Source organism: Burkholderia sp. IT-111MI5, from assembly GCF_949752865.1.
Taxonomy (GTDB): Bacteria; Pseudomonadota; Gammaproteobacteria; order Burkholderiales; family Burkholderiaceae; genus Burkholderia; species Burkholderia pyrrocinia_C.
Genome location: NZ_CATKIF010000001.1, coordinates 204,692 through 217,961, shown reverse-complemented (window position 1 = coordinate 217,961; position 13,270 = coordinate 204,692). Strand labels below are relative to the sequence as shown.

The window sequence follows — 13,270 nt, the reverse complement described above, 5'->3', positions numbered from 1 at the left end:
TCATCCGGTTCATTGTAGGGATCAATTGGGGCGTCCGGGCGCAACGCATTGGCCTCTGCGGTATCCCGGCGCTCACGGCGCATCGCTTCACCCGCAGGCAGCAGATCGCGACCGCAAGTCAGCAGGCTGCCGACGCGCACAAGCAGCCCGCGCACGGCACTTCCGGGAACACGCGATAATGCGCATGAACAACCCGCATCTGCGCATGAAAAACAACATTCTCAAGATCGCCCTCTGCGCATCGCTGCTCGCGCTCGCGACCTCCGGCACCGCGTCCGCCAAGGCGCTCGACGACGCGCTCGACTGCCATTCGACCGGCCACAAGTTCGTCGCGCCGCTGCTTGCCGCCGGCGACATCCAGTCGGAGCCGATGCACGTCGAATCGAACTCGGTCAACGCGTTCCGCACGAACCGCTCGCTGACGGCGTACGGCTTCGGCGTCTATGTCGTGCTCGGTTACCAGGCGAACGACCCGATCTTCCGTCCGGGCGACGGCACGCCGATCGGCGAATGGGCCTACGGCGTCGTGGTGCGCGGCACGAAGAGTGCGGTGGAGGAAGCCGTGCGCAAGGCCGGCAGCGACGCGACCGTCAAACAGGCGTTTCCGTTCCTGACCGCGATCGTCTGCTCGTCGGATTGAGCGGGCGTCAGGACGATCATGCGGCACGCCCCTGAGGGCGCCAAGCCGCACCGCCCCGCCCAAGGCCTTCCGGGCCCCGCTATCGGCCTCGCTGCGGCCTCGCTTCGGCCTGTTACGCGCCGGTATACACCACGCGATACGGGATACCGACCTTCTCCCACTCGGCAGCCTCCTGGCTGAGGCTGTAGTCGGTCAACGGGTTCTGCTCGACCCACGCGCTCGGCAGGCGCACTTCATACCCGCCCTTCTTCATCTGCGAAACGGAAATGTCCGGCAACCCCGCATCGGTCCGGCGCCGGCACAGCAGCGCCGCGAGCCGCAGGCAGAACAGCAGCGGCCACTCGACGTCGCGCGCCTGCGACAGCTTGCCGAGCTTGCCCGCATGACCGAGCACGAGCGCGGCGAGCCGCGCCTGGTCGGTGCGCGAAAAGCCCGGCATGTCCGCGTTGCTCGCGATATAGGCCGAATGCTTGTGATAGGAGCTGTGCGAGATCGACAGGCCGATCTCGTGCAATGCGGCCGCCCAGCCGAGGAACATCCGGCCTTCCTCGCGCGCTTCGTCGTCGGCTTCGTCGAGTTCGTCGTAGAAACGCGCCGCGAGCGCGCCGATCCGCTCGGCCTGCGCACGATCGACGCCGTAGCGGCGCGTGAAGCCCTCGACGGTCACCGCACGCATGTCTTCGTGTTGCGTCCGGCCGAGCAGGTCGTACAGCACACCAAGACGCAGCGCACCGTCGGTCGTATCGACATAATCGACGCCGAGCTCCTCGAACACCGCGAGCATGATCGCGAGGCCGCCCGCGAGCACCGGCACGCGGTCGGGCTTCAGCGCGACCAGCTTCAGCCGGTTGACGTTCTCCGACTTGATCAGCGCGCGCTTCAGCCGCTCGAGGCCGCCGCGCGAAATGCCGTGCGTGATGCCCGGATCGTTGAAGCCGTTCGCCTCGACGAGCTCCGCGAGTGCACGCGCGGTGCCGGACGAACCGATCGCCTGGTCCCACCCGGCCTTCTTGTACTCGCTCGAAATGATCTGGATCTCGCGCTTGGCCGCGAGTTCGGCCTGCCGCATCGTGTATTCATCGACGTTGCCGGCCGGAAAGAAGGTGCGGCTGTGGCTCACGCAGCCGATATAGAGACTCTCCATCACGATCGGCGTGTAGTGCGAGCCGATGATGAATTCGGTCGAGCCGCCGCCGATGTCGACGACGAGCCGCTTGCCGGCGCTCGCCGGCACCGAGTGCGCGGCGCCCGCATAGATCAGCCGCGCTTCCTCGCGGCCCGCGATCACTTCGATCGGGAAACCGAGCGCCGCTTCGGCCTCGCCGAGAAATTCGGCCGAGTTCTTCGCGACGCGCAGCGTGTTGGTCGCCACCGCGCGCACACGATCCGGATGGAAATCGCGCAGGCGCTCGCCGAACCGCTTGAGCGCCTCCCAGCCACGCTCCTGCGACGCGCGATCGAGCATCTTGTCGCTCGACAGGCCCGCAGCCAGCCGAACCGGCTCGCGCAGCGCATCGACGGGATAGATCTGGCTGCCCGCCGACGTTTCCTCGACGCGACCGACGATCAGCCGGAAGCTGTTCGAGCCGAGATCCACGGCAGCCAGCAAGTGGGGGGTTGTAACCATCAGATTGGGGCTCCGTGCGCGTTCGCCCACGGCAGCCGGTCCGGCAACCCAGGGCGATCAATCAAAGGCGACATTTTAAGCGTGGAACGCTTGCCATTGCCACGCTTCACGGGCATGCACACTGCTCAAGTGTATATGCCCGAAACATTTATGCGACGAATCGGTTAGGGCGTAGAATTTGCCGATATAAGACCATTATTGTCATCAGCACGTCATCGTACCGTGAGAGTTTCCGAGCGTCCTTTCGAATCATCGCCTGAATCACCCCCTACTCTGCCGATGTCCGTCCGCTACCCGCTTCTCAATCGTGAACTCGGCATCCTCGGTTTCAACGAGCGCGTGCTGGCCCAGGCAGCCGATCCGCAAGTCCCGTTGCTCGAGCGCCTCCGCTTCATCTGCATCACCAGCAGCAACCTCGACGAATTCTTCGAAGTCCGGATGGCCGGCCTTCAGGAGCAGATCCGCGACAACCCCGGCGCGCTGACGCCCGACGGCATGTCGTTACAGCATGCTTACGACCTCGTCGTCGAACGCGCGCAACGGCTCGTCCATCGACAGTACACGATGCTGCACGAAACCGTGCTGCCCGCGCTCGAACAGGAAGGCATCTACTTCCATGCGACCGACTCGTGGAACGACGCGCAGCTCGAATGGGCGCGACACTACTTCCTCGACGAACTGCTGCCCGTGCTGACGCCGATCGGCCTCGATCCGGCCCACCCGTTCCCGCGCGTGCTGAACAAGAGCCTGAACTTCGTCGTCGAGCTCGAAGGCCGCGACGCGTTCGGCCGCCAGGCCGTGATGGGCATCGTGCAGGCGCCGCGCGCGCTGCCGCGCGTCGTGCGCATGCCGCACGCGCTGTCGGGCTTCGAGCACGGCTTCGTGCTGTTGAGCTCGTTCATGCAGCGCTTCGTCGGCGAACTCTTCCCGCAACTCGTCGTGAAGAGCTGCAACCAGTTCCGCATCACGCGCAACAGCGAGCTGTTCGTCGACGAGGACGAAATCACGAACCTGCGCGTCGCGCTGCAGGGCGAACTGCCCGCGCGCCACCTCGGCAACGCGGTGCGCCTCGAGGTGTCGGCCGACACGCCGCAGCACATCGTGCGGCGGCTACTCGAGGAAAGCGAACTCCGCGACAAGGACTGCTATCGCGTGGCCGGTTCCGTGAACCTCGTGCGCCTGATGCAGATTCCCGATCTCGTCGACCGCCCCGACCTGAAGTTCGCGCCGTTCACCGCATCGACCCCGCCCGCGATCGCGAACGCGCCGACGATGTTCGATGCGATCGACGACGGCGACATCCTGCTGCATCATCCGTACGAGAGCTTCCAGCCCGTGCTCGAACTGCTGCAGCAGGCCGCGAAGGATCCGAGCGTCGTCGCGATCAAGCAGACGATCTACCGCACCGGCACCGATTCGCCGCTGATGGACGCGCTGATGGAAGCCGCGCGCAACGGCAAGGAAGTGACCGTCGTCGTCGAGCTGCTCGCGCGCTTCGACGAGGAAACCAACATCAACTGGGCGTCGCAGCTCGAAGCCGTCGGCGCGCACGTCGTATACGGCGTGGTCGGTCACAAGTGCCACGCGAAGATGATGCTGATCGTGCGGCGTGTCGTGCAGGCCGGCAAGGCGACGCTGCGCCGCTACGTGCACCTCGGCACCGGCAACTACCACCCGCGCACGGCGCGCCTCTACACCGACTTCGGGCTGATGACGGCCGACCAGAAGATCTGCGAGGACGTCCATCACGTATTCCAGCAACTGACCGGGATCGGCGGCGAACTCACACTGCACGAGCTGTGGCAGTCGCCGTTCACGCTGCATCCGCGCATCATCGAATCGATCCGCGCAGAGATCGACAATGCGCGTGCCGGCAAGCGCGCGCGCGTCGTCGCGAAAATGAACGCGCTGCTGGAGCCGACGGTGATCGCCGCGCTGTACGAAGCGTCGCAGGCCGGCGTGAAGGTCGACCTGATCGTGCGCGGCGTCTGCGCGCTGCAGCCCGGCGTGCCGGGGCTGTCGGAAAACATCACGGTGCGCTCGATCGTCGGCCGCTTCCTCGAGCACCACCGGATCTACTATTTCCACGCGGGCGGTGCCGAGGACGTCTATCTGTCGAGCGCCGACTGGATGGACCGCAACCTGTTCCGCCGCGTCGAAGTCGCGTTCCCGATCCGCGAGCGCAGGCTCAAGCGGCGCGTGATCGCCGAAGGCCTGTCGGTGTGCCTCGGCGACAACCAGTCGGCCTGGCAGATGCTCAGCGACGGTCACTACCGCCGGCGTCGCGCAGGCAAGACGATCCGCAACGCGCAGCTCGGGTTGCTCGCGAAGTTCTGCTCGTGATCCTGCCGTGCGGCGCGAATCGCGCGCCGCACGGCCAATGAAAAAGCGCAGCTCACATACGCGGGCTGCGCTTTTTTCTTGTCTGGCGTGCCGCCCCTCGCCGAACGAGCGACGGATGCCGTTACGCGGTCATGCCTCGTACGTGGCCGGCCGGATCGCGATGATGCGCGAGCCCGGGAACCGCGCGGTGAACGTGCTGCCGCGCCCTTCCTCGCTTTGCACGTACAGGTGCGCATCGTGCCGCTGCAGCACGTGCTTGACGATCGCGAGCCCGAGCCCCGTACCGCCCGTATCGCGCGAGCGGCTGCGGTCGACGCGATAGAAGCGCTCGGTCAGCCGCGGCAGGTCGGCGGCCGGAATGCCGAAGCCGCTGTCCGTGACGGAAAACACGCCCTGTGCACCCTCGCGCCGCCACGACACGACGATCTTGCCGCCGTCCGGCGTATAGCGGATCGCATTCGTGACGAGATTCGCGAACGCGCTGAACAACTCCGTCTGCGCGCCCGTGACGCCGAGCGTCTCGTCGATCGAGAACGCGATGTCGTGATGCCCGTTCGACAGCGTCTGCGCATCCTCCTTCAGATGATCGAACACGGCACGCATGTCGATCGCGCGATCGACCGGCGGCTTGCTCTCGCCCTCCAGCTTCGCGAGCACCAGCAAGTCGGTGACGATGTGCCGCATCCGCGACGCCTGCTGCTCCATCATCTCGAGATAACGCGCGCGGTCTTCCTCGTTCAGCGGCAGCTCGCGCATCGTCTCGAGGAAGCCGGACAGCACGGTGAGCGGCGTCTTCAATTCGTGCGACACGTTCGCGACGAAGTCGCGCCGCATCGCGTCGGTACGCTCGAGCTCGGTGATGTCCTGCGTGAGCAGCAGCTTGCGGTTCTCGCCGTACGGAAACACCTGCACGGCCAGCACGTTCTGCCGCGCGCCGCCCATGCCGCGCATCACGAGCGTCTCGTCATAATGCTGCGCGTTCAGGTAGCGGACGAACTCGGGATGACGCACCAGGTTCGTGATGTGCTGGCGCAGGTCGCGCTTCGCATCGAGACCGAAATGAACCTCGGCGATCGCGTTGCACCACTCGATCTGGTCGTGGTCGTCGAGCATCGCGACGCCGTTCGGCGAGGCCTGGATCGCCTGGATGAAGCGCGAATGCTGCTGTTCGACCTGCCGCACCTGCGCATGCCACTGCTTCGCGAGCTTGTGCAGACGGTAGTAGATCTCGCCCCAGATGCCCGGCGCGCTCGGCACTTCGCCGTAGACGGGCGCATCGAGCAACCGCCACAGACGCTGCGTATGGAAAGTGCTGAAAAAGCCCTGCGCGATCAGCATCACGGCCACGAACACGAGGCCCGCGGTCGGGCCGGCAAAGACGCCGACCAATACGCCGATCAGCACGAGCAACACGAGCGACACCAGAAAGCGCGCCCAGATGATGTTCATGATTCAGCGTCCGAAAGAATGAACGGCATGCCGTGGCACACGGCATGTCCGGATACGTTACGCGTGCTTCGCGAGCCGGTAGCCGCTGCCGCGCACGGTCTCGATCATCGCATCGCAGCCGGCCGGTTTCAAGGCCGCTCGCAATCGTTTGATGTGCACGTCGACGGTTCGCTCTTCGACGAACACGTGGTCGCCCCACACCTGGTCGAGCAGTTGCGTGCGGCTGTGCACGCGCTCCGGATGCGTCATGAAGAAATGCAGCAGGCGGAATTCGGTCGGGCCGAGATCGAGCTTGATCTCGCTGCCTTCCGCATGCGCGGCGACGCGATGCGTGGCCGGATCGAGACGCAGCCCGTTGATCGACACGACGTCCTCGGTCAGCTGCGGCGCACGACGGCGCAGCACGGCCTTGATGCGCGCCATCAGTTCCTTCGGCGAGAACGGCTTCGTTACGTAGTCGTCCGCACCGATCTCGAGGCCGAGCACCTTGTCCTGCTCGTCGCCGCGCGCGGTCAGCATGATGATCGGGATGTGTTTGGTCCGTTCGTTGTTGCGCAGGTCGCGCGCGAACGCGATACCGGACTTGCCCGGCAGCATCCAGTCGAGCAGCACGAGATCGGGCAGCACGTCGCTGATCAAGTTCTGCGCCTGTTCGGCGTTGTACGCGCGGATCGGGCAATGACCGGCGTGCTGGAGATTCACCGAGATCAGTTCGGAAATCGCGGGCTCATCTTCAACGACGAGAATGTTGCTGGGCATCGGCACCTCTTTTCTTCCTGTACGTTGTCGCGTTAACTGTTGGCTTCGCGGTCGAGCGTGTCGCGCGGCTGGTGCCGCACGTCCGTGCCCTTCACGATGTAGATGATGAATTCGGCGATGTTCTTCGCGTGGTCGCCGATCCGTTCGATCGCCTTCGCGATGAACAGGTAATCGAGGCCGACCGAGATCGTGCGCGGATCTTCCTGCATGTACGACACGAGCTTGCGCACGAACGCGCGGAATTCCATGTCGATTTCCTTATCGTCCTTGACGATCTGCGCGGCCGCCACCGTATCGAGGCGCGCAAACGCGTCGAGCGCGCGGCGCAGGATCGTCACGGCCATCTCGCCCGACACCTTGATCTCGGCGATGTTGACCGCGCGCGCGGCCGGCTCGTCGACCAGGCGGCGCACGCGCTTCGCGATCTTCTCTGCCTCGTCGCCGGCGCGCTCGAGGTTCGTAATCGTTTTCGAAATCGACATCAAAAGACGCAGGTCGCGCGCGGCAGGCTGCCTCCGCGCGATGATGTTGCCGCATTCCTGGTCGATGTCGACTTCCATCGCGTTCAGCGTTTCCTCGGCCGCGATCACCTTCTCGGCCGCATCGCGATCGAATTCGTTGAGTGCGTGCATCGCGCCGACGATCTGCGACTCGACGAGCCCGCCCATTTCCAGCACTTTCGACGACACGGCATTCAGGTCCGCGTCGAACTGGCTCGACAGATGTTTATCCGACATGGCTGTTGTTCTCCGTCATCAGCCGAAGCGGCCGGTGATGTAGTCTTCCGTTTCCTTGCGCACCGGCTTGATGAAGATCTTTTCGGTTTCACCGAACTCGATCAGCTCGCCCAGGTACATGTAGGCCGTGTAATCCGAGCAGCGTGCGGCCTGCTGCATGTTGTGCGTGACGATCACGACCGTGTAGTCGCTCTTCAGCTCCGCGATCAGTTCCTCGATGCGGCCCGTCGAGATCGGGTCGAGCGCCGAGCACGGTTCGTCGAGCAGCAGCACTTCCGGACGGATCGCGATGCCGCGCGCGATGCAAAGACGCTGCTGCTGGCCGCCCGACAGGCCGTAGCCGCTCTGGCCCAGCTTGTCCTTCACTTCGTTCCACAGCGCGGCCTTCGTGAGCGCCCACTCGACGCGGTCGTCCATTTCCGAGCGCGTGAGCTTTTCGAACATCTTCACGCCGAACGCGATGTTGTCGTAGATCGACATCGGGAACGGGGTCGGCTTCTGGAACACCATGCCGATGCGCGCGCGCAGCAGCGAGATGTCGCGCTTCGTCGTCAGCAGGTTCTCGCCGTCCATCAGGATTTCGCCTTCGGCGCGCTGCTCCGGATAGAGCGCGAACATCTTGTTGAACGTGCGCAGCAGCGTCGACTTGCCGCAGCCCGACGGGCCGATGAACGCCGTCACCTTCCCTTCGGGAATGCGCAGGTTGATGTTCTTCAGCGCATGGAACTTGCTGTAGAAGAAGTTGAGGTTGTTGACCTCGATCTTCGCGTTCAGCGGCGCGAGCGGGCGATCGTTCGCCGCGTCGTGCGTGCCGACGGGCGCTGCGGTGCGCTCGACGGGATTCAGGTGGCTCTCTGCCATATTCATCGGATTGCTCCGCCGTTACTTTTTCGAGAAGACCGAGCGCGCCAGGATGTTGAGTCCGAGCACCCCGAGCGTAATCAGGAACACGCCCGCCCATGCGAGCGACTGCCATTCCGCGAACGGGCTCATCGCGAACTTGTAGATCGTCACGGGCAGGTTCGCCATCGGCTGGCTCATGTCCCACGAGAAGAACTGGTTCGACAGCGCGGTGAACAGCAGCGGCGCGGTTTCGCCGGCGATCCGCGCGACCGCGAGCAGCACGCCCGTGATGATGCCGCCCACCGACGCGCGCAGCGTGATCTTCAGCACCATTCGCCACTTCGGCGTGCCGAGCGCGAAGGCTGCTTCGCGCAGCGCGTTCGGCACGAGCTTCAGCATGTTCTCGGTCGTGCGGATCACGATCGGGATCTGCAGCAGCGCGAGCGCGATCACGCCGGCCCAGCCCGAGAAGCGCCCCGACTTCGCGACGACGAGCGCGTACACGAACAGGCCGATGACGATCGACGGCGCGGACAGCAGGATGTCGTTGATGAAGCGGATCGTGCTCGCCAGCAGGTTCTTCTGGCCGTATTCGGCGAGATAGACGCCCGCAAGGATGCCGATCGGCGTGCCGACCAGCGTGCCGAAACCGCACAGCAGCAGGCTGCCGACGATCGCATTCGCGAGACCGCCGCCTTCGGTGTTCGGTGCCGGCGTCGATTCGGTGAACAGCTGCAGCGACAGGCCGCCGATACCGAGGTGCAGCGTCGTGTACAGGATCCACACGAGCCACAGCAGGCCGAACGCCATGGCGCCGAGCGATGCGGCGAGCGCGATCGCGTTGACGGCCTTGCGCTTGCGCTGCAGGCGCTCGCGCATCGCTTCGAGCACGGCGCCGTCCGGCCCCGGGAAATTCATGATGGGCTCGCTCATTTCTTGCCCTCTCCCTTCTCGAGACGAAGCAGCAGCAGTTTGGAGATGGACAGCACGATGAACGTGATCACGAACAGGATCAGGCCCAGTTCCATCAGCGCGGACGTATGCAGCCCCGGCTGCGCTTCCGCGAATTCGTTCGCGAGCGCCGACGTGATGCTGTTGCCCGGCGCGAACAGCGACACGCTGTCGAGCAGGTTCGTGTTGCCGATCACGAACGTCACGGCCATCGTTTCGCCGAGTGCGCGACCGAGGCCGAGCATCACGCCGCCGATCACGCCGGTCTTCGTATAGGGCAGCACGACCTTCCACATCACTTCCCAGGTCGTGCAACCGATCCCGTATGCCGATTCCTTCAGCAGCACGGGCGTGACCTCGAACACGTCGCGCATCACCGACGCGATGTACGGGATGACCATGATCGCGAGAATCACGCCGGCCGCGAGGATGCCGATGCCGATCGGCGGGCCGGACGTCAGCGGCCCGAGCACCCACACGTCCTTGAGCAGATGGCCGAGCGGCTTCTGGAAGTATTCGGCGAAGATCGGCGCGAACACGAGCAGCCCCCACATGCCGTACACGATCGACGGAATCGCGGCGAGCAGCTCGATCGCGATGCCGAGCGGGCGGCGCAGCCACACGGGCGACAGCTCGGTGAGGAACAGTGCGATGCCGAAGCTGACGGGCACCGCGATGACGAGCGCAATGACCGACGTCACGATCGTGCCGTAGATCGGCACGAGTGCGCCGTAGATGTCCGAGTTGGGATCCCACTCGGATTGCCACAGGAGGCCGAGGCCGAACTTCTGGATGGTCGGCATCGACGCAATGATCAGGGAAACGATGATCCCGCCCAGCAGCAGCAGGGTCACGATCGCGGCGATCCGTGCGAGGCCGCCGAACAGAACGTCGCCGAGGCGGCTCGGCGCGCGCTGCTGTGCACTGCCGGGCGATCGGGAGGACGTGTATGAAATATCAGACATGGGTGCCTGCTTTTGATCGCCGGGCGCCGTAACGCCCGGCTTTACCGCACACACTGCCCGACCGGCGCGGCCGGGCAGTGAACCGCTGCAATGCTTACTCGGCGGCGACCGGCTTGCCCGATGCGTCCGTCACCTTCGTCTTCCACTGCTTGCGGATTTCCGTCTCGACCGTCGCCGGCAGCGAGATGTAGTCGAGGCTGTCCGCAGCCTTCTCGCCGTTCTTGAACGCCCAGCTGAAGAACTTCAGCGTTTCCGCGCCCTGCTCCGGCTTGTCCTGCTTCGCGTGCAGCAGCACGAACGTCGCGCCGACGACCGGCCATGCTTCCTTGCCCGGCTGGTTCGTCAGGATCTGGTAGAACGACTTCGACCAGTTCGCGCCCGCAGCAGCGGCCTTGAACGTTTCCGTCTTCGGCTCGACCACCGTACCCGTCGAGTTCTTCAGCGCGGTGTAGGTCATGTTGTTCTTCTTCGCGTACGCCCACTCGACGTAGCCGATCGCGCCCGGCAGGCGCTGCACGAAGGCCGCAACGCCATCGTTGCCCTTGCCGCCCGTGCCCGTCGGCCAGTTGACCGTCGTGCCTTCGCCGATCTTCGACTTCCACTCGTCGTTGACCTTCGACAGGTAGTTCGTCCAGATGAAGCTCGTGCCCGAGCCGTCAGCACGGCGAACGACGGCGATGTCCGTATCCGGCAGCTTGACCTTCGGGTTCAGCGCGGCGATCGCCGGATCGTTCCACTTCTTGATCTTGCCGAGGTAGATGTCGCCGAGTACCGGGCCCGACAGCGTCAGTTCACCGGCCTTCACGCCCGGCACGTTGACGACCGGCACCACGCCGCCGACCACCGTCGGGAACTGGAACAGGCCTTCCTTCGCGAGCTCTTCATCCTTCAGCGGAGCGTCCGAACCGGCAAAATCGACCGTCTTCGCGTTGATCTGCTTCAGGCCGCCCGACGAACCGATACCCTGGTAGTTGACCTTCGCACCGCCGGACTGCTGGTAGTCGGCAGCCCATTTCGTATAGATCGGCATCGCGAACGTGCTGCCTGCGCCCGTGATGTCGGCAGCTTGCGCGGCAACGGCGAAAAGCGCGCCAGCCAGGCCGGCAATCGCGGTTTGCATCAATTTCATGAGACCTCCAGTGTGTGAGCGGATGACTACGGCACCGCGAAGGTTAGGGGCTCCTCATGACGGTAATGTGACAATCGATGAAACTGGCGTGACAGTAACATGACTGGTTGAAAGGGAGTATCGGGTGCGGCGCGGGCGGCGCCTGCGGGCACCGGAACGGCACAGGCGGCAAGAATTGCCTGCCTGGCGAGGACGGGGCGGACACCCGTTTTTTCGGGTTCGCCGGCGCGATCGTAGCGCGGCGTCGGCGGGACGGGAAGCCCCTGCCCGCAGTGGGCGCGATATCAGGGGTCGGAAGATATCTTCAGTCAGGCGATGCGTTGATCGACGCGACACACTATAGGTAGCGCAAACCTTTGCGTCTGACGAAATTGCGGCGCCCGAAGGCGCCGCATGCCGATTCACCGGAGAACCGGCGCGCGGGCGGCAGGACCGCCCCGCGCCGCTATCGTGCGTCAGGTCGTCGCCGCGCGCACTGCGTCGGCGATCGTCTCCGCATGGCGGACTGCATCGGCTGCCTGCTGCGCTTCGACCATCACGCGCAGCACGGGCTCGGTGCCGGATGCGCGGATCAGCACGCGGCCGCTGCCGGCGAGTGCGGCCTCGGCCGCGTCGATCGCGGCGCGGATCGACGTGCTGCCCTTCCAGTCGGCGCCCGGCTTCATCCGCACATTGATGAGCTTCTGCGGAAACAGCGTGACGCCATCGAGCATCTGTGCGAGCGTTCGACCGCTGCGCTTCAGCGCGGCCAGCACGAGCAGCGCCGACACGATGCCGTCGCCGGTCGAATGCCGGTCGAGCGACAGGATATGGCCCGAGCCTTCCGCGCCGAGCTGCCAGCCGTGCTCGCGCAACTGCTCGAGCACATAGCGGTCGCCGACCGCCGCGCGGACGAACTTCACGCCCTCGCGCTGCAGCGCGACTTCGACGGCGAGGTTCGTCATCAGCGTGCCGACCGCACCTTCGACCTTGCCGTCGGTCGCGATCCGGTCCTTCACGAGCACGTAGAGGAGCTCGTCGCCGTTGTACAGGCGCCCGGTCGAATCGACGACCTGCAGGCGGTCCGCATCGCCGTCGAGCGCAATGCCGAGATCGGCGTGGTTCGCCCGCACCGCGCGCACCAGCGCGTCGGGCGCGGTCGCGCCGACGCCGTCGTTGATGTTGAAGCCGTTCGGCGCGACGCCGATCGGGATCACGTCCGCGCCGAGCTCGTGGAACACGTGCGGCGCGACCTGGTACGCGGCACCGTGCGCGCAATCGACCACGAGCTTCAGCCCGCGCAGGTCGAACGCGGCCGGGAACGTGCTTTTGCAGAACTCGATGTAGCGGCCGGCCGCGTCGTCGAGGCGGCGCGCCTTGCCGAGGCCGTCGGACGACGCGCACTCGAGCGGTTTGTCGAGCCACGCTTCGATCGCGGCTTCGGTGTCATCGGGCAGCTTGTTGCCGTCAGCGGAGAAAAACTTGATCCCGTTGTCGTGATACGGGTTGTGCGACGCGCTGATCACGACGCCGGCCGACAGGCGCAGCGCACGCGTCAGATATGCGACGCCCGGCGTCGGCATCGGGCCGGCCAGCATCACGTCGACCCCGGCCGCCGAGAAGCCGGCCTCGAGCGCGGCTTCGAGCATGTAGCCCGACACGCGCGTGTCCTTGCCGATCAGTACCGTCGGACGCGAGCCTGCCGCGACGTCGGCCGAACTGGCCAGCACCTTGCCGGCCGCGTAGCCGAGGCGCAATACGAAATCCGGCGTGATGGGCGCCTCGCCCACCGTGCCGCGAATGCCGTCCGTGCCGAAATATCGACGTCCCATAGCGAATCTTCCTCCT

Annotated in this window: 11 protein-coding genes; 2 read left to right on the top strand and 9 right to left on the bottom strand. The window is 65.3% G+C overall.

The features are described 5' to 3' along the window. Nucleotides 1–205 precede the first annotated feature (205 nt). On the top strand, nucleotides 206–640 hold the full coding sequence (locus ACM6JT_RS00985) for a hypothetical protein (protein WP_034183461.1): 435 nt from the start codon (nucleotides 206–208) through the stop codon (nucleotides 638–640). Nucleotides 641–752: 112 nt separating this feature from the next. Here ACM6JT_RS00985 and ppx read toward each other — a convergent pair whose 3' ends face one another. Then, a complete protein-coding gene (gene ppx / locus ACM6JT_RS00980) occupies nucleotides 753–2,267 on the bottom strand; it encodes an exopolyphosphatase (protein WP_034183460.1) in 1,515 nt (504 codons plus the stop codon). Nucleotides 2,268–2,546: 279 nt separating this feature from the next. Here ppx and ppk1 point away from each other — a divergent pair, with 279 nt between their 5' ends. Then, nucleotides 2,547–4,610 (top strand): polyphosphate kinase 1, encoded by a 2,064-nt coding sequence (ppk1, locus tag ACM6JT_RS00975; protein ID WP_034183287.1) that lies wholly within the window; start codon nucleotides 2,547–2,549, stop codon nucleotides 4,608–4,610. Between the two features lie 129 nt (nucleotides 4,611–4,739). Here ppk1 and phoR read toward each other — a convergent pair whose 3' ends face one another. The 8 genes from phoR to glmM all read right to left on the bottom strand — a co-directional run bounded on the left by phoR (nucleotide 4,740) and on the right by glmM (nucleotide 13,254). After that, complete coding sequence (gene phoR, locus ACM6JT_RS00970) at nucleotides 4,740–6,059, bottom strand: phosphate regulon sensor histidine kinase PhoR (RefSeq protein ID WP_034183286.1); 1,320 nt, start codon at nucleotides 6,057–6,059, stop codon at nucleotides 4,740–4,742. A 57-nt stretch (nucleotides 6,060–6,116) separates the two neighbouring features. Continuing rightward, nucleotides 6,117–6,818: a phosphate regulon transcriptional regulator PhoB gene (gene phoB / locus ACM6JT_RS00965; RefSeq protein WP_027787869.1), complete on the bottom strand. Its 702-nt coding sequence runs from the start codon at nucleotides 6,816–6,818 to the stop codon at nucleotides 6,117–6,119. 32 nt (nucleotides 6,819–6,850) lie between these two features. Then, the gene (gene phoU / locus ACM6JT_RS00960) at nucleotides 6,851–7,555 is read right to left on the bottom strand and encodes a phosphate signaling complex protein PhoU (RefSeq protein WP_034183285.1); all 705 of its coding nucleotides are present in this window, start codon (nucleotides 7,553–7,555) and stop codon (nucleotides 6,851–6,853) included. Nucleotides 7,556–7,573: 18 nt separating this feature from the next. After that, complete coding sequence (gene pstB, locus ACM6JT_RS00955) at nucleotides 7,574–8,422, bottom strand: phosphate ABC transporter ATP-binding protein PstB (protein ID WP_034183284.1); 849 nt, start codon at nucleotides 8,420–8,422, stop codon at nucleotides 7,574–7,576. A gap of 15 nt (nucleotides 8,423–8,437) precedes the next feature. Beyond that, nucleotides 8,438–9,331 (bottom strand): phosphate ABC transporter permease PstA, encoded by an 894-nt coding sequence (gene pstA / locus ACM6JT_RS00950; RefSeq protein ID WP_105392992.1) that lies wholly within the window; start codon nucleotides 9,329–9,331, stop codon nucleotides 8,438–8,440. Then, complete coding sequence (gene pstC / locus ACM6JT_RS00945) at nucleotides 9,328–10,314, bottom strand: phosphate ABC transporter permease PstC (RefSeq protein ID WP_414855802.1); 987 nt, start codon at nucleotides 10,312–10,314, stop codon at nucleotides 9,328–9,330. Before pstC ends, pstA begins: the two co-directional genes overlap by 4 nt. Before the next feature lie 94 nt (nucleotides 10,315–10,408). Continuing rightward, a complete protein-coding gene (pstS, locus tag ACM6JT_RS00940; RefSeq protein WP_111017388.1) occupies nucleotides 10,409–11,443 on the bottom strand; it encodes a phosphate ABC transporter substrate-binding protein PstS in 1,035 nt (344 codons plus the stop codon). Nucleotides 11,444–11,898: 455 nt separating this feature from the next. Then, complete coding sequence (gene glmM, locus ACM6JT_RS00935; protein ID WP_152855217.1) at nucleotides 11,899–13,254, bottom strand: phosphoglucosamine mutase; 1,356 nt, start codon at nucleotides 13,252–13,254, stop codon at nucleotides 11,899–11,901. Between the last annotated feature and the right edge of the window lie 16 nt (nucleotides 13,255–13,270).

Bases quoted from the DNA above. Each gene is read 5' to 3' on its own strand.
- ppk1 (WP_034183287.1), top strand. From the start codon at position 2,547: ATGTCCGTCCGCTACCCGCTTCTCAATCGTGAACTCGGCATCCTCGGT.
- pstA (WP_105392992.1), bottom strand. From the start codon at position 9,331: ATGAGCGAGCCCATCATGAATTTCCCGGGGCCGGACGGCGCCGTGCTC.
- pstB (WP_034183284.1), bottom strand. From the start codon at position 8,422: ATGAATATGGCAGAGAGCCACCTGAATCCCGTCGAGCGCACCGCAGCG.
- ppx (WP_034183460.1), bottom strand. From the start codon at position 2,267: ATGGTTACAACCCCCCACTTGCTGGCTGCCGTGGATCTCGGCTCGAAC.
- phoU (WP_034183285.1), bottom strand. From the start codon at position 7,555: ATGTCGGATAAACATCTGTCGAGCCAGTTCGACGCGGACCTGAATGCC.
- pstC (WP_414855802.1), bottom strand. From the start codon at position 10,314: ATGTCTGATATTTCATACACGTCCTCCCGATCGCCCGGCAGTGCACAG.
- phoR (WP_034183286.1), bottom strand. From the start codon at position 6,059: ATGAACATCATCTGGGCGCGCTTTCTGGTGTCGCTCGTGTTGCTCGTG.
- ACM6JT_RS00985 (WP_034183461.1), top strand. From the start codon at position 206: ATGAAAAACAACATTCTCAAGATCGCCCTCTGCGCATCGCTGCTCGCG.
- glmM (WP_152855217.1), bottom strand. From the start codon at position 13,254: ATGGGACGTCGATATTTCGGCACGGACGGCATTCGCGGCACGGTGGGC.
- pstS (WP_111017388.1), bottom strand. From the start codon at position 11,443: ATGAAATTGATGCAAACCGCGATTGCCGGCCTGGCTGGCGCGCTTTTC.
- phoB (WP_027787869.1), bottom strand. From the start codon at position 6,818: ATGCCCAGCAACATTCTCGTCGTTGAAGATGAGCCCGCGATTTCCGAA.